The organism is Segetibacter sp. 3557_3 (assembly GCF_004354985.1).
Lineage (GTDB): Bacteria > Bacteroidota > Bacteroidia > Chitinophagales > Chitinophagaceae > Segetibacter.
Genome location: NZ_SMSK01000001.1, coordinates 1 through 23,554, shown reverse-complemented (window position 1 = coordinate 23,554; position 23,554 = coordinate 1). Strand labels below are relative to the sequence as shown.

Annotated in this window: 17 protein-coding genes; 12 read left to right on the top strand and 5 right to left on the bottom strand. The window is 44.9% G+C overall.

Annotated features, from left to right (window positions below):
- Positions 1–227 precede the first annotated feature (227 nt).
- The 4 genes from EXU57_RS00085 (at position 228) to nagB (ending at position 9,818) form a co-directional block, all read left to right on the top strand.
- Complete coding sequence (locus EXU57_RS00085) at positions 228–2,936, top strand: TonB-dependent receptor (RefSeq protein ID WP_133266134.1); 2,709 nt, start codon at positions 228–230, stop codon at positions 2,934–2,936.
- 346 nt (positions 2,937–3,282) lie between these two features.
- Positions 3,283–5,169, top strand: coding sequence for a CocE/NonD family hydrolase (locus EXU57_RS00080; RefSeq protein ID WP_133266133.1), 1,887 nt, complete (start codon positions 3,283–3,285; stop codon positions 5,167–5,169).
- 200 nt (positions 5,170–5,369) lie between these two features.
- A complete protein-coding gene (locus EXU57_RS00075) occupies positions 5,370–7,712 on the top strand; it encodes a family 20 glycosylhydrolase (protein WP_133266132.1) in 2,343 nt (780 codons plus the stop codon).
- 177 nt (positions 7,713–7,889) lie between these two features.
- Positions 7,890–9,818, top strand: a complete 1,929-nt coding sequence (gene nagB, locus EXU57_RS00070) for a glucosamine-6-phosphate deaminase (protein WP_133266131.1) — start codon at positions 7,890–7,892, stop codon at positions 9,816–9,818.
- Between the two features lie 59 nt (positions 9,819–9,877).
- Here the strand turns inward: nagB and EXU57_RS00065 are convergent, their stop codons facing one another.
- Together EXU57_RS00065 and EXU57_RS00060 are read right to left on the bottom strand one after the other, a co-directional pair.
- The gene (locus EXU57_RS00065) at positions 9,878–10,348 is read right to left on the bottom strand and encodes an FKBP-type peptidyl-prolyl cis-trans isomerase (RefSeq protein WP_133266130.1); all 471 of its coding nucleotides are present in this window, start codon (positions 10,346–10,348) and stop codon (positions 9,878–9,880) included.
- Positions 10,349–10,360: 12 nt separating this feature from the next.
- Complete coding sequence (locus EXU57_RS00060; protein WP_207955340.1) at positions 10,361–10,696, bottom strand: hypothetical protein; 336 nt, start codon at positions 10,694–10,696, stop codon at positions 10,361–10,363.
- A 97-nt stretch (positions 10,697–10,793) separates the two neighbouring features.
- Here EXU57_RS00060 and EXU57_RS00055 point away from each other — a divergent pair, with 97 nt between their 5' ends.
- Positions 10,794–11,705 carry a hypothetical protein gene (locus EXU57_RS00055; protein WP_133266129.1) on the top strand — a complete coding sequence of 304 codons (912 nt, stop codon included), beginning with the start codon at positions 10,794–10,796 and terminating at the stop codon, positions 11,703–11,705.
- A 448-nt stretch (positions 11,706–12,153) separates the two neighbouring features.
- Here the strand turns inward: EXU57_RS00055 and groL are convergent, their stop codons facing one another.
- Entirely contained in the window at positions 12,154–13,791 is a 1,638-nt protein-coding gene (groL, locus tag EXU57_RS00050; protein WP_133266128.1) for a chaperonin GroEL, read from the bottom strand.
- Between the two features lie 147 nt (positions 13,792–13,938).
- A complete protein-coding gene (gene groES, locus EXU57_RS00045) occupies positions 13,939–14,223 on the bottom strand; it encodes a co-chaperone GroES (protein WP_133266127.1) in 285 nt (94 codons plus the stop codon).
- A 469-nt stretch (positions 14,224–14,692) separates the two neighbouring features.
- Between groES and nusB the strand changes: the two genes are divergently transcribed.
- From nusB to EXU57_RS00020, 5 genes are all read left to right on the top strand, one after another.
- A complete protein-coding gene (gene nusB / locus EXU57_RS00040; RefSeq protein ID WP_243745464.1) occupies positions 14,693–15,592 on the top strand; it encodes a transcription antitermination factor NusB in 900 nt (299 codons plus the stop codon).
- A gap of 22 nt (positions 15,593–15,614) precedes the next feature.
- The gene (locus EXU57_RS00035) at positions 15,615–16,076 is read left to right on the top strand and encodes a DUF1573 domain-containing protein (RefSeq protein WP_133266125.1); all 462 of its coding nucleotides are present in this window, start codon (positions 15,615–15,617) and stop codon (positions 16,074–16,076) included.
- 55 nt (positions 16,077–16,131) lie between these two features.
- Positions 16,132–16,479 carry a preprotein translocase subunit YajC gene (yajC, locus tag EXU57_RS00030; RefSeq protein WP_243745463.1) on the top strand — a complete coding sequence of 116 codons (348 nt, stop codon included), beginning with the start codon at positions 16,132–16,134 and terminating at the stop codon, positions 16,477–16,479.
- A gap of 81 nt (positions 16,480–16,560) precedes the next feature.
- A complete protein-coding gene (gene coaE, locus EXU57_RS00025) occupies positions 16,561–17,175 on the top strand; it encodes a dephospho-CoA kinase (protein WP_133266123.1) in 615 nt (204 codons plus the stop codon).
- 14 nt (positions 17,176–17,189) lie between these two features.
- The gene (locus EXU57_RS00020; RefSeq protein ID WP_133266122.1) at positions 17,190–17,501 is read left to right on the top strand and encodes an antibiotic biosynthesis monooxygenase family protein; all 312 of its coding nucleotides are present in this window, start codon (positions 17,190–17,192) and stop codon (positions 17,499–17,501) included.
- A gap of 158 nt (positions 17,502–17,659) precedes the next feature.
- On the opposite strand, the gene EXU57_RS00015 is transcribed toward EXU57_RS00020, so the two are convergent.
- The gene (locus EXU57_RS00015; protein ID WP_133266121.1) at positions 17,660–18,853 is read right to left on the bottom strand and encodes a pyridoxal phosphate-dependent aminotransferase; all 1,194 of its coding nucleotides are present in this window, start codon (positions 18,851–18,853) and stop codon (positions 17,660–17,662) included.
- Positions 18,854–19,337: 484 nt separating this feature from the next.
- On the opposite strand from EXU57_RS00015, the gene secDF reads away from it, so the two are divergent.
- Complete coding sequence (gene secDF, locus EXU57_RS00010) at positions 19,338–22,457, top strand: protein translocase subunit SecDF (protein WP_133266120.1); 3,120 nt, start codon at positions 19,338–19,340, stop codon at positions 22,455–22,457.
- A 349-nt stretch (positions 22,458–22,806) separates the two neighbouring features.
- Positions 22,807–23,319 (top strand): hypothetical protein, encoded by a 513-nt coding sequence (locus EXU57_RS00005; RefSeq protein WP_133266119.1) that lies wholly within the window; start codon positions 22,807–22,809, stop codon positions 23,317–23,319.
- Positions 23,320–23,554: the final 235 nt, after the last annotated feature.

Genomic DNA, 23,554 nt, shown 5'->3' with positions numbered 1-23,554 from the left:
ATTGTTGCTGTACAAGTGAGTGACACCCCCGTCGAAAAGGTTCATCCGGGCGGGCAACGATGTCTAATCGTGTTCCATCAGCCGGTCACCAAAAAATAAGGCTCGTTAAGTAGACCGGGCTCTAAAGTGATCTTATAGATTTGTATTTGGTAAAAACTGTTTAACCCCGAAGAACTGTTGTTCTTTGGGGTTTTTTCGTTAACATGTAGCCTTAACGTGATTTGTTCATGAAAAAGGGCGGGCTTGTTTGTTTGTTGCTGGTGATGTACTGTACTGCCCTATCTCAAATAAAGCCAGGCCGGATTACCGGCAAAGTTTTTTCCGATTCGGGCTATATACCAATTGAAGGGGCTTCCGTTAGCCTCCAGAATAACCGTGACTCTTTGGTGGACAAAATTGTTCTGAGCGACAAGAAAGGTGCTTTTGTTTTTACTGATACACGCCCCGATGAATATCTCCTCCTCATTTCGGTAATCAATCATGTACCGTTTCAGAAAAAAATCTCGCTGCCCAATACCGGAGGGGAGCTGCAACTTGATTCGCTAATACTAAAGTTTACATCCGATAGTCTGGCAAGTGTAACTGTTGTCGGCTATCGCACACCGGTGAAAATTCTTGGCGATACCACCGAATACAATGCGGCCGCTTTTAAAACAAAAGAAAACGCCATGGTTGAGGACCTGTTGAGAAAGCTGCCCGGCCTGGAGGTAACAAAAGATGGAACTATAAAATCAAATGGTGAACAAATCACCCGGATACTGGTGGACGGCCAGCCATTTTTCAGCGATGATCCAAAGTTGGCAACGCAAAACCTGCCCCGGAACATCATTGACAAAATCCAGGTTATTGATGAAAAAAGTGACCAGGCAAGGTTGACCAAAGTAGACGATGGAATTCGCAATAAGGTTATCAATATTGTTATCAAAAAAGATAAACGTAAAGGCACTTTCGGAAGAGCTTACGTTGGACGGGGAACCTCGAAAACATACGAGGCTAAACTTAACGCGAATGCCTTCAACGGCGACAAGAAGTACTCATTAATCGCAGGTGGAAATAATACGGGCAGGAGCGATTATGGCGGGGGCGACAATGAGCGCGCCTCGTACAATAATTTCGGCGGCATTGCTAAAGATGCCCAGGTTCGGATGAATTATATCAACAAGTGGGGTAAGCATATGAATGTAAGCGCAAACGTTGGTTACAATACAAATCGTAGTACGGCAATCCAAAGCCGGAATAGGCAAAACATCTTTGGAGACTCATCAACCTGGTACCAGGAAACAAGTCAGAGCATTCGATATCGCAATGGCATCAGCACCGGCATAAGTATCGATTACAAGCCCGACACCCTAACCAGCATACGTTTAAATGCGTCGGCAAATCTTGGCAAAAGCCGGTTTTCATCGGGGGCAGTATTCAGCTCTACATTGCCGCAGGCCAAAAAGATAAATGAAGGAAACCGGGAAAACCGCGGGGAGTCTGGCAGCCCGTCAGTGAATGGCAACATTTCGGTTAACCGGCGGTTCAAAAAATCACGGCGTGCAGTTTTTCTTCAAATGAGCAACAACCGGAATAGTAGTATCAACGACAATTTTAACACTTCCAATAATTACTTCTACCCTACCAATTTGCCCGAATACAAACGGCTGCTCAACCAATACAATCAAACGAACAATAAATCATCATCAACAAACACGTCTCTCAGCTATAGTGAGCCAATTGGCACCAAGGGTAGCTTGTCGGTTAATACGGCTTATAACTTTAGTAAAAACAATAACCAACGCGAACTGTTCGACTACAACATACAGTCGGGTTTGTATGATATTTTCAACGATACGCTCAGCAGTAATTTCGATAACTACAATTTGAATGCTTCCTTAGGCGCTTCATATGCCCACAATCTCAAAAAGGGATCGATATCGGTTGGTTCGTCGTGGCAAAGTTCCCGGTCAAAAAGTGTGTCACTAACGCGGGACAGTGTTTACCGTCAGCACTTCAGCAGTCTTGTTCCTTATATTAGTTTCAACAGGCACAGCAACGGAAAGAGTTTTAATCTCTATTACAACTTCAGTTCAAATGCACCACAGGCATACCAGCTCCAGCCTGTGCTCGACAATTCAAATCCATTATTTCTACGACTTGGCAATCCAAATCTCAGGTTCTCCTCTACTCATAGGGTGAATGGTGGCCTTAATCTATATAATTCAAAAAACAATAGAAGTATATATTTCAACGGCAATTTTTCCGTCATTCAAAATGCGTTTTCTACAAGTACCATTTACGATAAGCTTACCGGCAGCCAGGTTACACAACCCATCAATGTGAGCGGGGTTTATAATGGTGGTGGTAATGTTTCGTTTAATCAGCCATTTAAGCTATGGGCGCAAAACATACGGTGGAATGTCAGCAACAACTTCAATTTAAACAGGAACGTAAGTATCATCGATTATCAGCAAAATGTAAACTTTTCAATTTATACCAATTGGAGCACCGGGCTGGATGTTGATGTTGAAGACTGGCTGCAGTTAGGGATCAATTACAACTACAACATTCAGAATACACGGTATTCTTTACGGCCAAACATGAATAACTCTTCGGCCACAAGCGGCGGTTCCGTTCGCGGAGAAGTTACACCTGGCAAGCTGACCGAGATCAGATTCGACTGGAATTTCAGCAGCAATACCGGCAGGTCAGCAGGGTTTAATCAAACCATTAATCTTGTAAATGCCGACCTTACCCAATACTTCAGTACAAGGAAGAATTTTTGGGTAACGCTGAGGGTTTACGACCTGTTAAAAGAAAACGTCAACATTTATCGGCGCTCCGGCGAAAACTTTATTGAGGACACCCGAATGAATGTGCTAACCAGGTTTTTCCTGCTTTCTGCCAACATGCGACTAAACAAATTTGGCGGCAGAACCAAACGCTCCGAATAAGTTTACCGGTTACCTGAAAATCATATCGTTTCTGCATTTTTTCTGGGACGAGCTTATGGGCATGCTATCATCATCGTTGTCCGCCCGGGTGCGAGTGGGACGGGCGTCGCACGCTTGTACCTAGTACCCGTATGCGGCAGGTATGCCCTGCGACACATTTCAAAAAGCCTCCAGCCTGTTTCCATGAGCGCCGGCCCTGATAATAGCTAACCCGTCTTTTCTGTCATGCTTGCATGCTTCTGTCTCAGGGGCTGTTCAGTTCAGCCATTTAGATTTGTAAAATCATTAGCCGGATTGCTTTTCACACCCTGCTTTCCTTACTTTGCGACCTTAAATATACTTGGAGATGCAAAAATTAGCCTGGGTTCTTTTATGCCTGTTATCGTTCACCGGAATTGCGCAAACCAATGACTCTGCATGGTTAGTCAGCAACTACACGAAAATAGAAAGAATGGTCCCCATGCGTGATGGCGTAAAGCTGTTCACGTCAATTTATCTTCCAAAAGATCAGACCGTTAAACATCCAATACTATTAACAAGAACCCCATACAGTTGTGCTCCCTATGGGGAAGATAAGTTTCAGCCAAGGCTCTGGCAAACCAGCTATCGCGAATACACAAAAGCAAACTACATTATGGTATACCAGGATGTTCGTGGCCGCTGGATGAGCGAAGGTGAATTTGAAGATGTCAGGCCATTCAACCCAAATAAAAAGGGCAAAAAGGAAATTGATGAGGCAAGCGATACATATGATGCAATTGAATGGATGGTGAGGAACGTGAGTGGCAATAACGGCAACGTTGGTGTATTTGGAATTTCGTATCCTGGCTTTTACTCAACAATGGCAGCCCTTAGCAATCACCCTGCTTTAAAGGCTGTTAGTCCGCAGGCTCCGGTAACGGATTGGTTTATGGGAGACGACTTCCACCACAATGGCGCCTTCATGCTAATGGACGCTTTTAGCTTCTACTCAGGATTTGGACGCCCAAGGCCAAAACCAACTACTGTCGGGCCTTCAGGTTTTACGTTTCCGACAAAAGATAATTATGACTTTTATCTAAGAACAGGTGCACTTTCAAACTTTACGAAGAACTACATGGGTGATAGTATCCGGTTCTGGACGGATCTCATGAATCACCCCAATTACGATCAATGGTGGAAGGCACGGAACCCGCGCAACTTTGTAACAAACATCAAACCTGCTATGCTGGTTGTTGGTGGACTCTTCGATGCAGAAGACTGCTTTGGAGCGTGGTCGCTCTACCAGGCCATTGAGAAACAAAACCCCGGCGCCAATAACCGCATTGTTATGGGTCCATGGTACCATGGTGGCTGGGTTAGGGGCGATGGTAGCAATCTCGGTAATGTTCAGTTTGGCAGTAAAACCAGTGAATGGTACCAACAACATATTGAGAAGAACTTCTTTGACAGCTACCTGCTCAACAAAGGCAGTGATAAAAACATAGCTGAGGCAACAATCTTTTTTTCAGGCGAAAATAATTGGAAACAATTGCCGCAATGGCCGCCTGCCAACATGGTGCAAAGAGATATGTTCCTGCTTCCGGCGGGAAAGCTCGGTTGGGACAAGCCTGCATCGATGAACACCAAGCAGATGCCCGGTGATGATGAGAGTTTTACCGGTTACATCAGCGATCCTGCCAAACCCGTACCCTATAACGAGGACGTACATCTGCAACGCACACGGGAGTACATGAGCGACGACCAGCGATTTGCATCCCGCAGACCAGATGTTATCACCTTTACAACTGATTCCCTTAGCTCAGACCTTACGCTCGCCGGACCCATTGTTGCCGATCTCATGGTAAGCACTACGGGCACCGACGCCGATTTCGTGGTTAAAGTGATCGACGTTTTTCCTGATAATTTCAGCTATTCCGATACCGATAAGTATGTAATGGGTGGTTACCAGATGTTGGTTCGTGGCGAGGTGATGCGAGGCAAATTCCGGAACAGCTTCGAAAAGCCTGAACCGTTTGTTCCGAAAAAAATGACCAAAGTACAGTTCACGTTACCAGATGTGGCGCACACGTTCAAGAAGGGCCATCGCATTATGGTTCAGGTTCAAAGCAGTTGGTTTCCGCTGGTGGATCGCAACCCCCAGAAATTCGTAGATATCTATCATGCAAAAGATGAAGATTTTCAGAAAGCAGAAATCCGGGTATACCACACCGAAAGTGTAAGCAGCAAGTTGGTACTGCCGGTTGTTCAATAATTTAATGCCTTAACCAACGACATTGGCTGAGCAGCCTGCAAAGGCATGCCATTTAACCTTTAAAATCACCGCTTATACCTATCATCAAATAAGTGTGTTGTTTTACAAGGTGGACATACCAATGATTAGCAGGTCTCAGGGATAATGCATAGTAATTCATAGTACATTAGCAATTAACTCATCGTAAACCATCTTTTCACATGATAAGATCTTTGCTTCTGGCTTCATGTCTCTTGTTGATCAACATTTCTTTTGGAAGGCAGATCATTCCTGCTCCGGTGAAACAAGTTGCCGGAAAAGGCACTTTCAAGCTTAGCGCAAAAACACAGTTGGTATACACTGATGAGGGCGAAAAACAGACAGCAGATTTTTTCAACGATTACCTCAGTACCTACTATGGCTTTAAGCTGCCGGTTGGCCGGCAGGCCGCTTCGGATTATATCAGGCTTACCTCGCTAAAGTTTGTTGCGGCACCGGCAAATGAAGGACACTATACACTCGAAGTAACTCCCGCCGGCGTCAACATCCAGGGCGACACTTACAAAGGCACTTTTTACGGTATGCAGAGTTTGTTGCAACTACTTCCTGTTGAGCCATCCAAACAGCTACAGGTAGCCGCTGTAAATCTCGCCGACCAGCCACGTTTTAGCTACAGGGGGTTGCACCTTGATGTATGCCGGCACTTCTTCCCGGTTGATTATGTAAAAAAGTATATTGACTTTCTTGCCCTGCATAAAATGAACACCTTTCACTGGCACCTGACGGATGACCAGGGATGGCGGATAGAAATCAAAAAGTATCCTAAACTCACCGAGGTTGGTGGATATAGAAACGGCACCATCATCGGCCGCTATCCAGGCAAAGGCAATGACAGCCTCCGCTATGGAGGATTTTATACCCAGGATGAAATCAGGGAAGTCGTAAAATATGCTGCTGCCCGATTTATTACCGTGATCCCTGAAATCGAAATGCCCGGACATGCTTCTGCAGCAATTGCTGCTTACCCGGAACTTAGTTGCTTTCCTTCTGAATCAACAAAGGCACCGGCTCAGACAGCCTGGAGTGGCACTACGGAAGGCAAACAGGTGCAACAGGCCTGGGGTGTTTTTGAAGACGTGTTTTGCCCGACTGAAAATACGTTCAAATTTCTAGGCGATGTACTGGATGAAGTAGTTGAATTGTTTCCTTCGGAGTACATACACATCGGCGGCGACGAGTCGCCAAAAGAGTCGTGGAAGCGTTCTGCATTTTGTCAGCAGCTCATTAAGGAAAAGAACCTTAAGGATGAACATGGGTTGCAGAGTTACTTTATACAACGCATGGAAAAATTCCTGAACAACAAAGGCCGTAAAATCATCGGCTGGGACGAGATCCTGGAAGGTGGTTTGGCACCTAATGCTACGGTAATGAGTTGGCGTGGTGAGAAAGGAGGGATTGAAGCGGCAAAACAGAACCACACGGTCATTATGACCCCGAGCAGTCATGTTTATTTCGATCATGCGCAAAGCAAACAGGAAGACTCCGTTACCATCGGAGGTTTTAGCCCCATTGAAAAAGTCTACCAATATGAACCTCTTCCAAAAGAGTTAAACGCCAGCGAAGCCAAATACATCCTGGGTGCACAGGCAAACCTATGGACCGAATACATTAAGAATACGAGAAAAGTGGAATACCAGCTTTTTCCCCGGGTAGCAGCACTGAGCGAAGTACTATGGTCGCCCTTGGAAAAAAGGAATTACAAAGACTTCGAAACCCGGTTTCAACAGCAACTACGTCGTTACGACCTTTGGAAGGTTAATTACAGCAAAGCTTATTTCGAGATTAAAGATTCGATCGCAGCTGCACCAGGAAACAAAGGATTGTTGTGGTACCTGTCCACAAACATTGGTGGTGCCCGCATACTAGCTGAAGTACTCTCCGGTGACACGTCGGCAAATAGCGGTTCATATCGTGATCCAAAAAAACAATACGCAGGCCCTTTGCAGGTTTCAGCTTCCGGAACAGGTGTTGCCGGCATAGAGTTAAACGGCAGACGGGATTATAGAAACATAACAAGAAGATTCATGTTCAACAAAGCCACAGGTAAAAAGATCACGATATCAACTCCTCCCTCTTCCACTTATCCGGGCAATGTTGGCGCCGTGGGCCTGGTAAACGGTCTTACTTCCGACCGTGGCTTCAACTCCCCGGAGTGGCTGGGCTGGCAGGGTAAAAATTTGGAAGCCGTAATTGACCTGGGTGAAACACAGCCGGTTTCACGTGTGGTGGTAAATGTCTGGAAACAGGAACCAAGTTATATTTACCTGCCTAAATCGGTTGTAGTCTATACATCTTCAAATGGAACAGACTGGTCACAGCCATCTAAAGTTGCCCCGGTTAATGAGAAGTGGGATGATGAACGTAAAATATCAATTCCATTTAAGCAAGCTGTATCTACCAGGTATATTAGGGTCGTAGCGGAAAATGTGGGTACAATAGGCACGGGCAAACCCGGTGCGGGCAGACCGGCGTGGTTATTCGTCGACGAACTTGAGGTGTACTAAAACGTTGAACAGCTAATATTACACGCAGGGTAATCTGTTTACCCAGTGTTCCATGGGTTCTAGTTTACACGAGCTAAGGCTATAAACAGTTCATCCGCCGTATATGTCGATGCACCCTAATTTCTTTTGGACAGATACTCCACCAGTTTAAATTTGAATTGAACCAAACCATAACGAATGCCCAATACACGTCACGAGATAAACCTGATTGATAGCTTTGAGAAGATACCGGTTAAAATCTTTAATACACCAGCACTTGGTTCAGCCTTCGTAGCCGTTGAGATAGCAGACCTGATAAAAGACAGGCAACGTAAGGGGCAGAAGACCGTTTTAGGGCTTGCCACGGGTTCTACTCCTATCAGCTTGTATGCCGAATTGGTGAGGCTTCATCGGGAACAAGGCCTAAGCTTTAAAGACGTAATAACCTTTAACCTCGATGAATACTACCCCTTGGAACACGACGCCTTTCAGAGCTACCATAGCTTTATGCACCGGCACCTTTTTAAGCATATTGATATTGATCCGTCCAACATCCATCTTCCGAATGGGGAGCTTCCCAAAGATCAGATTAAGCAACACTGCCAGGAGTACGAGCAAATGATTGAGTCAGCAGGTGGAATAGACTTACAGGTGCTCGGAATCGGAAACAATGGTCATATTGGTTTCAATGAACCAGGCTCAAGTTTATTTTCAAAAACCCGCCTGGTTACCCTCGACAATAGCACCCGGATTGCCAATGCCCGGGAGTTCCAGAACATTTCACAGGTACCCAGGCTCGCAATCACCATGGGTATCAGCACCATATTAAAAGCAAAGCGTATTGTGTTGATGGCCTGGGGGATGAAAGCACCCATTCTTGCCCGTTCTGTTGAAGGCCAGGTTACCGAACAAATACCCGCAAGCATTCTTCAGCAGCATAACGACTGTACTTTTGTTGTAGATGAAATTGCTGCAGCCGATCTTACCCGCATTAGCTCACCCTGGCTTACCGGCGAATGCGAATGGACACCGGCGATGATCAAAAGAGCGGTCGTTAATATGTCGCTTAAAACTAAAAAACCGGTACTTAGCCTGACGACACACGACTACAATGAAAATGGTGTTGGTGATTTACTGGTAGAGAAAGGCGATGCCTACGAAATCAATCTCCAGGTATACTACATGCTCAGAGACAGCATCACAGGCTGGCCCGGCGGTAAACCCGATGCACATATTCCCAAACATCCTGAGCGGAGCCACATACAGCCGAAACGTTGCGTCATTTTCTCGCCCCATCCCGATGACGACATCATCAGCATGGGCGGCACATTTATGCGACTGCACGACCAGGGACATGAAGTGCATGTCGCTTACCAAACAAGTGGCAACATCGCCGTAACAGATGAATTTGTAACCCGTTTTCTCGATTTTGCCGTTGGCTTCGAAGATATGTTCGGGATCGACAATCACACCAGTAAGGAAATACTTTCCGACGCGCAGCGGTTCCTCGCCCGCAAAAGAAAAAACCAGGTAGATACTCCTGAGATAAGGGCCATCAAAGGCCTGATCAGGCGTTGTGAGGCAAAAGCAACGTGCAGGTATGTTGGGCTGCCTGATACCCGGGCGCACTTTCTGAACCTCCCGTTTTATGAAACCGGCACCATCGAAAAAAAGCCGCTGGGCGAAGAAGACATTCAAATAACCATGGAATGCCTGAGGAGCCTAAAACCACACCAGGTGTATTGTGCCGGCGACCTTGCCGATCCGCATGGCACCCATAAGGTTTGCCTCGATATCATTTTTGAAAGTTTCCGGCGGCTGAAAGCGGCGGGTGATGAATGGCTAAAGGACTGCTGGGTTTGGCTGTACAAAGGCGCCTGGCAGGAATGGGATATTGATGAAATTGAAATGGCCATACCGATGAGCCCCGACCAGGTAATGAAGAAGCGTTTCGGAATTTTCATACACCAGTCACAAAAAGATATGGTGCCCTTTCTGGGTACGGACAGTCGTGAATTCTGGCAACGGGCAGAGGAGCGGAACAGCAATACCGCAAATCTTTATGCACAACTGGGCATGACCCAATATGCCGCAATGGAAGCTTTTGTACGATGGAAAGAGCTCTGATAAAGGAAAACGAAAATGGCCCCAACAACGGGGCCATTTAAATAATATGGAAATAAAGTTTATTGAACGTCAACGAGGCTTATGTCAAAGAAAAGCACTGAGTTACCAGGAAGCCCGTTCACATCATTACAGCCATATGCCAGTGAAGAAGGCACAATCAATTTGATACGACCACCTTTTTTGATGAGTGGAATGCCAATTCTCCAGCCTTCAATGAGCCCACCCAATTTCCAGTTTGAGCGGGAAGGATCTGCCGACTGATCGAACACTGTTCCGTTTAGCAACTTACCCGTGTAAGTAACAAATACCTGTGAATTAACCGTAGGCGTTGCACCTGTACCGGGGTTGATAATTTCGTATTGCAGCCCGCTGTTGTGTTTCGTGGCTGTTATTCCGTTTGCGACTGCGTAGGCAGTCATTTGTGCTTCCTCCGAAGCAGTGCTCCGTGGGGTGCAGGCTTTCTCCTGCTTTACGCACCCTCCTAACAGTAACACCATTAAACCCGAAAATAAAACCAGATACTTCTTCATACTTGTATTTTGTTATTCAATGTGACTTTTGTTTCCGAGATCCTGCTGCATGCCAGCCGGATCAACTTCCTTGTTTTTTTTGACCAGTAGTTCCATATACCGTTGTTCGTTCATATCCCGCTTGTGACGCTGGGCAAAAATCGACCAAAATACAATAATGATTACGATAGCAACCAGCAATACCATTGGAGTAGACTGACTGTTTGCAACCATGGTGGCGCGTTTGTACCAACCACTCCAGAAATTCAGTACAATCAATATACCCAGCCCCACTCCAATTGGTAAGCCTACTCGAAGCTGACGAAAAATACCAGGTTTTTTTGTTCTTTCCTGTTCCCAGTAGGTCATAAATTTTTTTTCCTCCGATGTCAGCATTCGGTAAAGGTAACATCAAAAAAGGGTACATTGCGGCACCCATTTCTATCGATAACAAAAAAGAATATTTGTGAAATTCGACGATCTTTTGGCCCAATACCTTTACGAACATAAAAGGCTGGAACTACAGCAAATTGGCACTTTTGAACTGGATAGCAATGTTGTTGTTCCTCCACCGTCGGAGAAAGATGTTTATTATCCCATCGAAGGTTTACGGTTCAACTTTAATTCTAAAGCGTCGACTACCGATGATTTGATTGCGTTTATGGTAAAGCGGCTGGGTAAGATCCAGCCCCTGGTGACTTCAGACCTTGACTCCTATTTGTCAAATGTTAGGCAGTTTATCAACCTTGGGAAGCCATATACCATTGAGGGTATAGGCACCCTGCAATCCGACAATCATGGCCTTTACGAGTTTATCCCTGGGCAGTTTACCAATGTACAATATGCACGGGAAGAGCCCGCACCCTTAAGAGAGCGGGAACGCATCCAGCAGGCACGCAAACCACTAACAACTGCAAAACCCGCCGGAAACAACAGGGCCTTAGTTGCCACTTTAACCGTACTCGTTTTAGCAGCGGCAGCATTTGGTTATTACAAGTTTGTTTACCAATCATCACCATCAGGCGAGTCGGCTGTTGCTGCAGCGTCGCCCACAACAAATGATGGTGATAGCACAACAACCGGATCTGATACAACGTTGGTTTCCGCGCGGCCTGCGCTGCCGGCCACACTTAACGGGAACACAGCTTACAAAATGATCTTCGAGGTAACCCCATCAAAGCCGCGGGCATTAAAAAGAACAGCACAACTTGTCAACCTGAAGATGCCCGCTAAATACGATAGTATAACTTCAGCCTCCGGTAAATATTTTAGAATGTACCTGTCGGTAACCGCACCACCAGCAGATACAACCAGGATCCGCGACTCATTATACCGGATCTTTGCGAAACGCATTAGGATTGAACCACAGGCGCAGTAGTTAAATTATGAATGCAGAAGTATGAATGCAGAATATCGAGATTTAAATGATGAGGGTTAAGTTGCTGGAGTTATGCCACGAGCTTCAACCATTGTGAGATAACATCATTACTTATAAATAACGGTTCTTTTGATTATCAGTATAGTCAACCAGGTGCAATAGAAAAGCTGAATAGCGAATGAACCGTACAAGGGAGTGACACAACGGTGTTGAAAAATGTTGTTCTGCCGGCGGCCAAAAAAAACTTTGCTCGAAACGAGACGTAAAGGGACAGGAGTGATGAGAGGTGAAGAGTGATGAGTGATGAGATATGAGATATGAGTCGTTATGGGTTTGCGGAGTTTTTCATTTTCAATTTTACATTTGCATTTTACATTTATAAAAAAATCCCGCGGCATAGCCAGCGGGATTTTTATTGGTAGCGGAATAAATCCGACTACTTGTATTTTTAGTAACCCATTCCGCCCATATCAGGAGCTCCACCACCATGCGTATGTGGTTGTTCCTTAGCGGGTTTGTCGGCTACAACACACTCGGTAGTAAGTAACATACCAGCGATAGAAGCAGCGTTTTCAAGCGCAACACGGGTAACTTTTGTTGGATCGATAACACCGGCAGCCAACAGGTTCTCATAAACTTCGGTACGTGCGTTGAAACCGAAATCACCAGAACCTTCTTTTATTTTTTGAACCACGATAGAACCTTCGATACCGCTGTTGATTACAATCTGGCGGATCGGCTCTTCAATAGCTCTTTTAATGATCTGGATACCTGTAGTTTCGTCGTCGTTAATACCTTTAAGGTTATCAAGCGATTCGATTGAACGTACATATGCAACACCACCACCAGGTACGATACCTTCTTCAACTGCTGCACGTGTAGCATGTAATGCGTCGTCTACACGGTCTTTCTTTTCCTTCATTTCAACTTCAGTTGCTGCACCTACATAAAGTACGGCAACACCACCGCTCAGTTTTGCTAGACGCTCCTGCAATTTCTCGCGATCGTAGTCAGAAGTTGTGGTTTCAATTTGAGCCTTAATCTGGTTTACGCGGGCAGTAATGTTTTCTTTTTCACCTTTACCGCCAACGATAGTTGTATTGTCTTTATCAATAGCAATTGATGCAGCAGAACCTAAGTAAGAAAGGTCAGCGTTTTCAAGTTTGTAACCTTGCTCTTCGCTAATTACGGTACCTGCAGTAAGAATGGCAATATCCTGCAGCATTTCTTTACGGCGATCACCAAAACCAGGCGCTTTAATAGCAGCTACTTTAAGTGTACCACGCAGTTTGTTTACCACCAGTGTAGCAAGTGCTTCACCTTCGAGGTCCTCAGCGATGATGACCAACGGACGTCCGCTTTGTGCAACTTTCTCCAGGATATGAAGAATGTCTTTCATTGCAGAGATCTTCTTATCGTAGATCAGGATGTATGGGTTCTGAAGTTCAGCTTCCATTTTTTCGCTATTGGTAACGAAGTATGGGCTGATATAACCGCGGTCAAACTGCATACCTTCAACTACTTCAACAGTAGTGTCAGTACCTTTAGCTTCTTCAACGGTAATTACACCTTCTTTACCAACTTTACCCATTGCCTGCGCAATCAGTTTACCAATATTCTCATCACTGTTTGCAGAGATGGTGGCAACCTGCTCGATTTTGCTACTGTCGTCGCCAACAGCCTGGCTTTGACTCCTGAGGTTTTCAATTACTGCCTGAACAGCCTTATCGATACCGCGTTTCAAATCCATTGGATTTGCACCGGCAGCAACATTCTTAAGTCCTTCACTAATGATGGACTGGGCAAGAACTGTTGCAGTAGTTGTACCATCACCAGCAATATCTGCTGTTTTAGATGCTACTTCTTTTACCATTTGTGCACCCATGTTCTCGATTGCATCCTCGAGTTCAATTTCTTTCGCCACGGTAACACCGTCTTTGGTTACGGAAGGAGCACCGAATTTCTTTTCAATCACCACGTTCCGGCCTTTTGGTCCGAGGGTTACTTTAACCGCATTGGCAAGGGTGTCAACACCCCTTTTCATTTTGTTGCGGGCTTCAATGTCGAAGAAAATTTGTTTAGCCATTGTATTTTAATTTAACTATGTTGGAAACTTTTGGTTACCGGCAACAATACCCTGATGGACATCGTTGCGTTGTTCGCCCGGCTCGTCTTTCGGACGGGCACTATTGTACTGCAAACCGGGTAGCAGCGACTTGCGGGAGAGCCTGCATTATACGATAGCAAGAATATCACTCTCTCTCATGATCAGGTAATCGCTACCCTCAACCTGGATCTCGGTACCGGCGTATTTGCCATAGAGTACATTGTCACCCACCTTAACGGTTACGGGCTCATCTTTTTTGCCAGGACCTGCGGCTACAACAACACCACGCTGTGGTTTTTCTTTTGCTGTATCAGGTATGATAATGCCCCCTGCAGTTTTCTCTTCAGCAGCGGCAGCCTGAACGATTACCCTGTCGTGTAAAGGGGTAACATTTAGTTTTTTGTCAGCCATACGTATAGGTTTTTTTGTTTTTAAATGCATTAATTGTGCGTGACCTGATCGTCATTAATTATGCCAATGGGCGGTAAAAAGTCAAAGTTGCAGAGCAGCTGAAATTCTGGTAAACCCAAAGCACTATTGGCAGTCGCTTTACGATCTCCTATATAGTTAAAGCATTGTTATGACAAAATTTCATCAGTTCAACTTTGAATAAGTAAAAGGTATGGGTCGCTTATTTCGAGAAACCGTACCATGGGCATTCTAATCCTGCCCCATTGAAATCCATGTTGGGGCTTCCAACAAGGGAGGCCGGTAATTGGTTTTATGATCTGCAGAGGGTTGTTTTAGTATGTTAAAGTGAACGGATTTTATCTGCCTCATGGCAGAAAATGGAACCATTTAAGGACGTGAAATCCCTATCTTCGCGACCCAAACAAAGTTCTCCAGGATGATCAGTAGAAGAAATATAAGGGTGAAGGTTATGCAAACTTTATACACCCTTGGAACTGCAGAGGCGGACACGAAAATGCCTGAACCGGTAAAAATTCTCCAAAAACAAATTGACGCTTCCCGACAACTTTTTTTATACCTCCTTTATTGCCTTACCGAGGTAGCCCGTTATGCTGAAAAAGACGCACATCGGCGTGCCGGAAAAAACCTTCCCAGTGCACAGGACCTTAACGTAAATACCAAGATACTTGGAAATGAATTTCTGTGGAAGATTCTTGATAATCCTTCCTACAAAAAAGCCGTTGAGGACCAGAAGCCACAATTGATCGAAGGCACATCGGAACAAATTAAAAAGCTATACAGAGAATTAGCAGAAACCGAAGAATACCAGGCGTACATAAGCTCACAGGACCGCGAAAAGAAATCAGAAAAAGACATCATCATTTTTATTTTCAGCACTTTGATGTTACCAAGCGAAAGATTTATTTCGCACATTGAAGAATACTTTCCCAACTGGGATGATGATGCAGACATGATGAACCAATTGGTGCTGAATTATGTTCAAAAGCCAGGAAGTTTTAACCTGCAGGAGATGGTGAGCCCGGAGAAGTGGGATTTTGCACGGAACCTTCTGAACACCAGTCGGGAAAAAAGAGACTATGCTTTAGAGCTGATTAAACCCAAGCTAAAGAACTGGGATGCCGAACGGATCGCAATGCTCGATATGATCCTGATGGAAATGGGCGTTTGCGAACTGCTGTATTTCGAGACAATCCCGACCAAGGTTACCATCAATGAATACATTGATCTTGCAAAGGAGTACAGCACTCCACAAAGCGGTCATTTTGTAAATGGAATACTAGACAACATTCATAAAGAATTGATGAGCCAAAACAAAATTCACAAAATCAATTTCAAGAATAAAGCTTAGCGGAAAACAAAATCCGGTTACCATGAAAAGACTTCTGGTTGTGCCTATAGTTTTATTGGTATTGATCGCGTGTAACAACGGCGATACCAACAACGATTCACAGGCAATTGCCGCAGGATCCGATTCGGCAAATTATACCTCGGTTAAATGGCTCGACTCAGCTCAAAACCTTGGGATGCTGAAATTCGGTGAGAAAAAGGAAATCAGTTTTCATTTTCAGAATACCGGGAATAAACCCCTGTTTATTATTTCAGCGCAACCAGGATGCGGTTGCACGGTCGCTGACTTTCCTAAAGGAGCAATCGCTGCAGGTGACGAGGGTAAAGTTGTCGCGGCCTTCGATACCAATAAAAGTCATCCGGGGCATTTTCTAAAGTCAATTACGGTTACCACCAACACTACAGGTACGAGCACACATATGCTTACATTCGAAGGCGACATCAGCGAGGCACCAACGAAAGACAGCACAGGTAAACGTTCCTAAACACACGGGCAATAAAACTGTTGCCCTAGAATCTGAACAATAAAACAAAACAATAATGATGCAGTATTTTCTATTAATGGCTGATCCCAAAGGCGGAAGCAACCCCTATTCACTTCTTTTCATGGGTGGGATCATCCTCGTTTTCTGGTTGTTTATGATACGGCCCCAGGCAAAAAAAGCTAAACAGCAAAAGCAGTTTATCAATGATATGAAGAAGGGTGATAAAGTTGTTACAATAGCAGGTATACACGGTACCATCAACCGGGTAAATGACGACAACACGATCCAGCTGGAGGTGAACCCCGGCAGCTACATAAAAATCGAAAGATCAGCGGTAAGTCTTGAATGGAGCCAGGCGCTAAACAAACCTGTTGCAGCAACAACCACTACCGAAAAGAAATAAACAATCCGACCAGCCATTAAGTCCGAATCCGTAAATTGATCACCTCAATTATGGCTTCGGACTTTTTTGTTAATCACCCTTATGCTTAAAGTAGGACTTACCGGTGGAATCGGCAGCGGCAAAAGCTTGGTCGCCAGGATTTTTACAATCCTCGGCATACCCGTATTTGATGCTGATCGTGAGGCAAAAAAGTTGATGGTTGAAAGCCGGGAGATGCGTCAGGCCCTGGTTGAAGCTTTTGGAACTGCGGTATATAAAGGAAACGATCTGGACAGACCATATCTCGCCAACCTGGTGTTCAAAGATCGTTACCAATTAGACCGGTTGAATGCGATCGTTCACCCGCTCACCATAGCTGCTGCTGATCGTTTTATGCAAGAACAAAAGACATCATATGTTGTCAAAGAAGCAGCACTGCTTTTTGAAGCTGGCTCTGCTGCGCACCTCGACCTTGTCGTTGGTGTATTTGCCCCCGTAGACCTGCGCATTAAACGGGTGATGGAAAGAGATAACCTGTCCTATGAAGAGGTAACAACCCGCATGAAGCGACAGATCGCTGATCCTGTTAAGATGAAGCTTTGCGACAATATACTGTACAATAACGAGCAGCAATTGCTCGTACCACAAGTAATTGGCTTGCATAAAACCCTGTTGTCGCGCTCAGGCGGCGCAGTCCCGGTCCATTCTACCCAATAATCGATAAAGAGATTATGATCGCTAATACGTCACCACCACCCTACTATGCGGTAATTTTTACGTCGCTTAAAAACGATCCGTCAGAGGGCTATGCAGCGATGGCGGAGAAAATGGATGCTCTCGCAAAAGTACAGCCTGGGTACCTGGGCGTGGAAAGTGCAAGGGCCGAAATTGGGATAACTGTTTCTTACTGGAAAGATCTTGATAGCATAAGGAAGTGGAAGGAACATTCGGAACACCTGCTTGCACAACAACTCGGGATCAATGAATGGTATTCAGCGTATTGCGTACGTATTTGCCTCGTTGAGCGTGAATACCACTTTTAAAGTCGCACTCACTTTAACATGATTGGGGATAGATTGAAATACGACTCGTCAATTATCAGGTTTGCGCAATAAGCTTAACATAACTTGTAAATCAATAAAGCAAAGATGGCGGTCGAAGCCGACCGCCATCCCTGCTTTATTGCTGTTTATAGCGCTAATTAGTTCTTTAATTTGCCCAATGCTTCCTTAATACGTCCCCATGCACGTTCTATATTCTGCATATTGTTGGCGAACGAAATACGCACACAGTTCGGCTCGCCAAATGCTTCACCCATTACAGTTGATACATGTGCAGTATTAAGCAGGTACATACTAAAGTCGGCGGAATTGGAGATTGTTGTTGTGCCATCAGACTTTCCGTAGTACGCGCTTACATCAGGAAAAATGTAAAACGCACCTTCTGGCTCATAGCATTTTAACCCATCGATACCCCGGACAAGCTCCATTGTTTTAGTACGCCTGCGGGTGAATTCTTCTGTCATTTCATAGGTTGGCTGCAAATCACTTGTAAGTGCAACAACACCGGCCTTCTGGGTGATAGAACAGGTACCACTTGTTAACTGCCCCTGCAGTTTCTCGCAAGCCTTTGCAACCTCCACGCTTGAAGCCATAAATCCAAGTCTCCAGCCGGTCATTGCGAAACCTTTGCTTAGTCCGTTTATCAGGATAATCCTGTTTTTCAGATCGTCGAATTGCGCGATACTTTCATGCTTTCCGACAAAGTTGATGTATTCATAAATTTCATCTGAAATGATGTACACATCCGGGTATTTTCTAAACACTTCTACCAGGCCTTTAAGCTCTTCCAGGTTATAAACCGATCCGGAAGGATTACATGGAGAAGAAAACATAAAGAGTTTTGTTCTGTCCGTAATTGCTGCCTCAAGTTGAGCAGGTGAAATCTTGAAACTATCTTCTACGGTGCTCCTGATTTCAACAACTTTACCGCCCGCGATTTTCACCAACTCGGAATACGTTACCCAGTACGGGGTTGGAATAATTACTTCATCATCTTTATCTACAACAGCCAATATGGCGTTTGCAAGGCTTTGCTTTGCACCCGTTGAAGTAACAATTTGTGTTGGCGAATAATCCAGGTTATTGTCGCGTTTCAATTTAGAACAAACAGCTTCCCTAAGATCCAGGTAACCCGCAACCGGGGTATAATGGCTCCAGTTATCATTGATGGCCTTAATAGCAGCATCTTTAATGTGTTGTGGCGTGTCAAAATCGGGCTCGCCGAGGCTAAGGTCAATTACATCGACACCGCTGGCGCGAAGTTCACGCCCAAGCTTCGCCATTTTAAGGGTTTCCGGTTCGCTAAATCTGTCTAACAGGGAAGATAGTTGCATAACAATTTGTATACGATGAATAATAGGTGGGCGCAAATGTAGGTAATTTATAAAAAGTCGTCAAAGCACGAATCAGGGTTAAATTATGCCGTGTCAGTACATTATGCCGGTGACACCTATTAAACGTACAATCCCATTCCTGTTTTATGCCTTTAAGGCCGCTTTTATAGTTATCGAAGTTGGCTACACCAGGTCTTAATCAAAACCACGACAATGTTTCCTTTAAATCGCATTAAAGTTCTATCAGCGTGCGCAACCCAGAGCTAAACCGCTTGAGTGCTTGCTGCGGCAGATATGGTTGAGAGCTTATAAATTAGAAGAATCTACATGCAAAAAATTTTCATAAATACCGTCGTGGTTCATGGTGAAAACGCTTCTCTTTCGAGGCAGTTAATGATTTTCTAAGGCAATGCTTTTCTGACATATTTTCATTTCCAAACCCCTATCTTTGCCGCTCTAAAAAATTTTGTAAACCCTCACTAGTATGCAACTGAAAGGTTTGGTGAAGATTTTTGCCATTGCATTAATCCTGATTTGTTTGTACCAACTAAGTTTTACCTGGTTTGTTCATAACCATGAAAACAACATGGAAAGCCGGGCCGAAAAATGGCTCAAAGCCAACTTCGCTACACCCGAGCAGAAGTACCCTGGAAGCAAAGAACTTCAGGCGGCTTATGCAGACTCGCTTGAACAATTGAAGGACAATCGGCTGAGACGTTTACTCGATAGTACCAAAGGAGATAAGATTGTTCTTGGTATGGGTACCTACCAGTATGCAAAAGATCAGGAATTAATGTTGGGATTGGATCTGCAGGGTGGTATGAACGTTACCATGGAGGTCAGCCTCGACGGTTTGATCAGGTCCCTCGCCAGCTTTAGTAAAGATCCCGGTTTTAATAAAGCCATCCAGGAAGCAAATCGTCGCAAGTCGACCAGCGGTGCGGACTACATCAGCCTGTTTAAAGAAGAATTCCAACGTGTAAACGGAAACGGAAAACTCGCCCCCTTGTTTGCTGCAAAAAGTAACAAACGTATTACTTACGGAAGCAGTGATAATGAAGTTATTTCCTACATCAGAACCGAGTCTCAGAGCGCAGTACAAAATACCTTCAACATCCTGCGTACGCGTATCGACAAATTTGGTGTTGCAGCTCCTACCATAAACCTCGATCAAAGTAAGAATATTATTACTGTTGAACTTGCAGGTGTCACCGACCCCGAGCGCGTTCGTCGTTACCTTCAATCAACAGCGAATCTTCAATTCTTTGAAGTATATAACATTGGAGAACTGGACCAGAGCCTTGTAAATGCCCAGAAAGCACTTAGCAATTACCTTAATGGTGTTCAACCTGCAGATACTGCAGCATCCGTAAACGACACAATCGGCAAGGTTGCAGCAGCAGGTGATACATTAAAGCCTGCAGGAGGTACGCAAAAGATCAGTGATCTTGCTGCGGGACAAAACGCAGGAAAAAAGGTTACAGACACAGCGCGAAACACCGCCCCACTTACTTCTATATTACAAATCATTCCTCCCCAACAGGGACGCGACGGGAAGCCTCAATTTCCTGCAGCACTTGGCTATATTCAAACTAAAGATACCGGTACATTGAATTCGTACCTCGATCTACCCGTCGTAAAAGACAAGTTTCCGGCAAATCTTGTTTTCATGTATGGAAAACCCGAAGGTGAAGATGCAAAAGCAAGAAGCATATTGCCACTTTACGCGGTTAAAACCGTTGAAGGTGCAACAATGGCAAAACTTGAAGGCGAGCACGTTACCGACGCAGGCCAGGACTACGACGAGAGAGGACGGGTTGCCATTAAAATGAATATGGATAAGGAGGGCGAAAGGATTTGGGCCAAAATGACCCGTGAAAACATCGGCAAGCCAATCGCAATCGTAATGGACAATGTGGTGTATAGCGCCCCGTTTGTTGAAAACGAGATCCCCAACGGTAACTCCCAGATTACGGGTAGTTATTCTGTAGTTGAGGCGAAGGACCTATCTGACATCCTAAAAAGTGGTAAACTTCCTGCACCGGCAAATATTGTACAAGAGCAGGTTGTTGGACCTACCCTCGGGCAGGATGCCATCCAGGGCGGTTCGATGGCTTTCCTGGTTGCTTTTGTGATCATATTTGCACTGATGCTGATTTACTTCAACACGGCAGGCTGGGTAGCTAATATTGCCCTTATCCTGAACCTGTTATTTACCATCGGTATTCTTAGTGCCTTAGGTGCAACACTTACAGCACCAGGTATTGCAGGTCTTGTGCTTACCATAGGTCTCGCGGTTGATACTAACGTAATCATCTTCGAAAGAATAAAAGAAGAATTGACCCGGGGCAAAAATTACCAGGAAGCTGTCGACCAGGGATATCGTCGCTCTCTTGCTCCCGTACTTGATGCGCACGTTACCACGCTATTAACGGCATTGATCCTGTTCTACTTTGGTTTGGGTCCTGTTCTTGGTTTCGCAACAACCCAAATTCTTGGTATCCTGTTATCATTGTTCTGTGGTATTCTTATTTCCCGGCTCATCTCAGACTGGTACACCAAGAAAAACCGTCACTTTGAATATTTTACCGCGATCAGCCGCAAGATTTTCAAACACGCGAGCTTTAAATTCATCGAATACCGCAAGATCGCTTATGGAATTTCTGTAGTTGTACTGCTGTTAGGTGTTGGCTCATTCTTTAATGGCTTTGACCAGGGTGTTGAGTTTAGTGGCGGACGTAGCTATACCATCCGGTTTGATAAGCCGGTTGAAGAAGACCAGGTTCGGGAACAGCTGAATAAAACCTTTGGTGAAAACACGGTTGTAAAAACGATCGGCAACAATAGCCAGTTAAATATTACAACACCTTACCTGATCAACGAGAGCGCAAACAATACCGACTCCATTGTTGAAGCGAAGTTGTATGACGGTTTAAAAGCTTTCCTGCCTGCAGGACTTACTTATCGCGAGTTTGATACCCGTTACAAACAAAGCTCACAAACGGTGTTACCAACAATTTCTGATGATCTTAAGCAAGGCGCCACCACGGCAACAATTGTTTCTTTGCTGGCTATTTGTTTATACATCTTTATTCGTTTCCGCGACTGGAGGTATTCACTTGGTACCATTGTTGCGTTGTTGCACGACGTATTTGTTACCCTGGCTGTATTCAGTTTCTTTAAGGGTGTCGTTCCTTTTCCATTGGAAATCGACCAGCACTTTATCGCAGCAATCCTTACCGTTATTGGTTTCTCGATGAACGATACGGTTATCGTTTTCGATCGGATCAGGGAAGATAGCGCGATCATGAAAAATGCTGACAAGGGTGTGGTAATCAATCGTGCCATCAACGAAACATTAAGTCGTACAATCATGACATCCTTAACGGTGTTCCTTACGATCTTATCGCTGTTTATCTTTGGTGGTGAGGTAACAAGAGGTTTTGCCTTTGCAATGCTTATCGGTGTGGTTACCGGTACTTATTCTTCCATTTTTGTTGCTGCGCCAATACTTGTAGATCTTGCAAAAGATCGACCATTAGGAAGCAAGTCTACCGTTGAAACGTCTTCAGCACCAATCAGAACTAAACCCGTAAAAGCATAATTGTTTTAATTAATAAGAGTAAGGCTGCGCGTTTCGCGCAGCCTTTTTCGTTTGCAGCCTTTCTTTGCCGAGTAGCACTGTTGCCGTACAAGAGAGTTACACCTGTCCGACTGGCGTCAGCCGGGCGGGCAACGAAGCTCAATGAAAGTTCCTTCAACTCGTCCCACCATCAGGCTTATGAGTCTCACGCAATTTACTTTTCATTGCCCATTTGTTGGTGGGAAAAGCCAGTTACAGGTATCAGAAAAGAAGCTGGATGGGCATGATTTTCGGACGTACTAAAGTGTTAAGACGTGCCTTCACAACTTTGCAAAGACCTTGTTTCCTTTACATTTGTAAAAACACTACTATGGATAATACCACCCTGATTTTATGCTGCATCATTGTGCTTTTACTTGCAGGATTTCTGGCTTACCTGTTCTGGCAAATGCGGAAATCATCGGGGTCGGCCAATACAGTTGAAGGTGGAGACGGGAACATGCGTGGACTTCGCCTGCAGGCCTATGAAAGGCTGACCCTTTTGGTTGACAGGATAGCTTTACCCAACCTGATCAGCAGGGTAAACCAGGGTGGTATCGGGGCCAAAGAAATGCAATTGATCCTGACGCGAACCATCAAAGAAGAGTTCGATTACAACATTACCCAACAAATCTATGTTTCCGCTGATGCATGGAACGCCGTAAAGAACCTTAAAGAACAGAATATTTTGGTGATCAACCAACTTGCGCATGCCCTACCCCAACATGCCACTGGTTTAGACTTAAATAAACTATTACTTGAATTTTTAATGACCGATAAAAAAGGTCAGCTCCATGAAGTTGTTGGTGAAGTGTTGAGCTATGAGGCAAAACACCTGATGTAGTTTTCCTTCGAACTTGCGAAATGCTATTCCCCTGTTGTTTATATCCAGGTTTTTTTTGAACCCAACATGATGTACAATATTTAGCATCCTTGCCCGCCCACTGCGCAGTCGGAGGGGCGTCGCACTTCTATGCAACTCCTCTCGAAAGCTCAAGAGGATTGCCAATAGTCATCGGCTGTTTGAGCTTGACAGGACTGCTATTTGTTATCATGCTGCTTCTTGCTTTAGCTTGTTA

Bases quoted from the DNA above. Each gene is read 5' to 3' on its own strand.
- EXU57_RS00085 (WP_133266134.1), top strand. From the start codon at position 228: ATGAAAAAGGGCGGGCTTGTTTGTTTGTTGCTGGTGATGTACTGTACT.
- EXU57_RS00080 (WP_133266133.1), top strand. From the start codon at position 3,283: ATGCAAAAATTAGCCTGGGTTCTTTTATGCCTGTTATCGTTCACCGGA.
- EXU57_RS00075 (WP_133266132.1), top strand. From the start codon at position 5,370: ATGATAAGATCTTTGCTTCTGGCTTCATGTCTCTTGTTGATCAACATT.
- nagB (WP_133266131.1), top strand. From the start codon at position 7,890: ATGCCCAATACACGTCACGAGATAAACCTGATTGATAGCTTTGAGAAG.
- EXU57_RS00065 (WP_133266130.1), bottom strand. From the start codon at position 10,348: ATGAAGAAGTATCTGGTTTTATTTTCGGGTTTAATGGTGTTACTGTTA.
- EXU57_RS00060 (WP_207955340.1), bottom strand. From the start codon at position 10,696: ATGACCTACTGGGAACAGGAAAGAACAAAAAAACCTGGTATTTTTCGT.
- groL (WP_133266128.1), bottom strand. From the start codon at position 13,791: ATGGCTAAACAAATTTTCTTCGACATTGAAGCCCGCAACAAAATGAAA.
- groES (WP_133266127.1), bottom strand. From the start codon at position 14,223: ATGGCTGACAAAAAACTAAATGTTACCCCTTTACACGACAGGGTAATC.
- nusB (WP_243745464.1), top strand. From the start codon at position 14,693: ATGCAAACTTTATACACCCTTGGAACTGCAGAGGCGGACACGAAAATG.
- EXU57_RS00035 (WP_133266125.1), top strand. From the start codon at position 15,615: ATGAAAAGACTTCTGGTTGTGCCTATAGTTTTATTGGTATTGATCGCG.
- yajC (WP_243745463.1), top strand. From the start codon at position 16,132: ATGATGCAGTATTTTCTATTAATGGCTGATCCCAAAGGCGGAAGCAAC.
- coaE (WP_133266123.1), top strand. From the start codon at position 16,561: ATGCTTAAAGTAGGACTTACCGGTGGAATCGGCAGCGGCAAAAGCTTG.
- EXU57_RS00020 (WP_133266122.1), top strand. From the start codon at position 17,190: ATGATCGCTAATACGTCACCACCACCCTACTATGCGGTAATTTTTACG.
- EXU57_RS00015 (WP_133266121.1), bottom strand. From the start codon at position 18,853: ATGCAACTATCTTCCCTGTTAGACAGATTTAGCGAACCGGAAACCCTT.
- secDF (WP_133266120.1), top strand. From the start codon at position 19,338: ATGCAACTGAAAGGTTTGGTGAAGATTTTTGCCATTGCATTAATCCTG.
- EXU57_RS00005 (WP_133266119.1), top strand. From the start codon at position 22,807: ATGGATAATACCACCCTGATTTTATGCTGCATCATTGTGCTTTTACTT.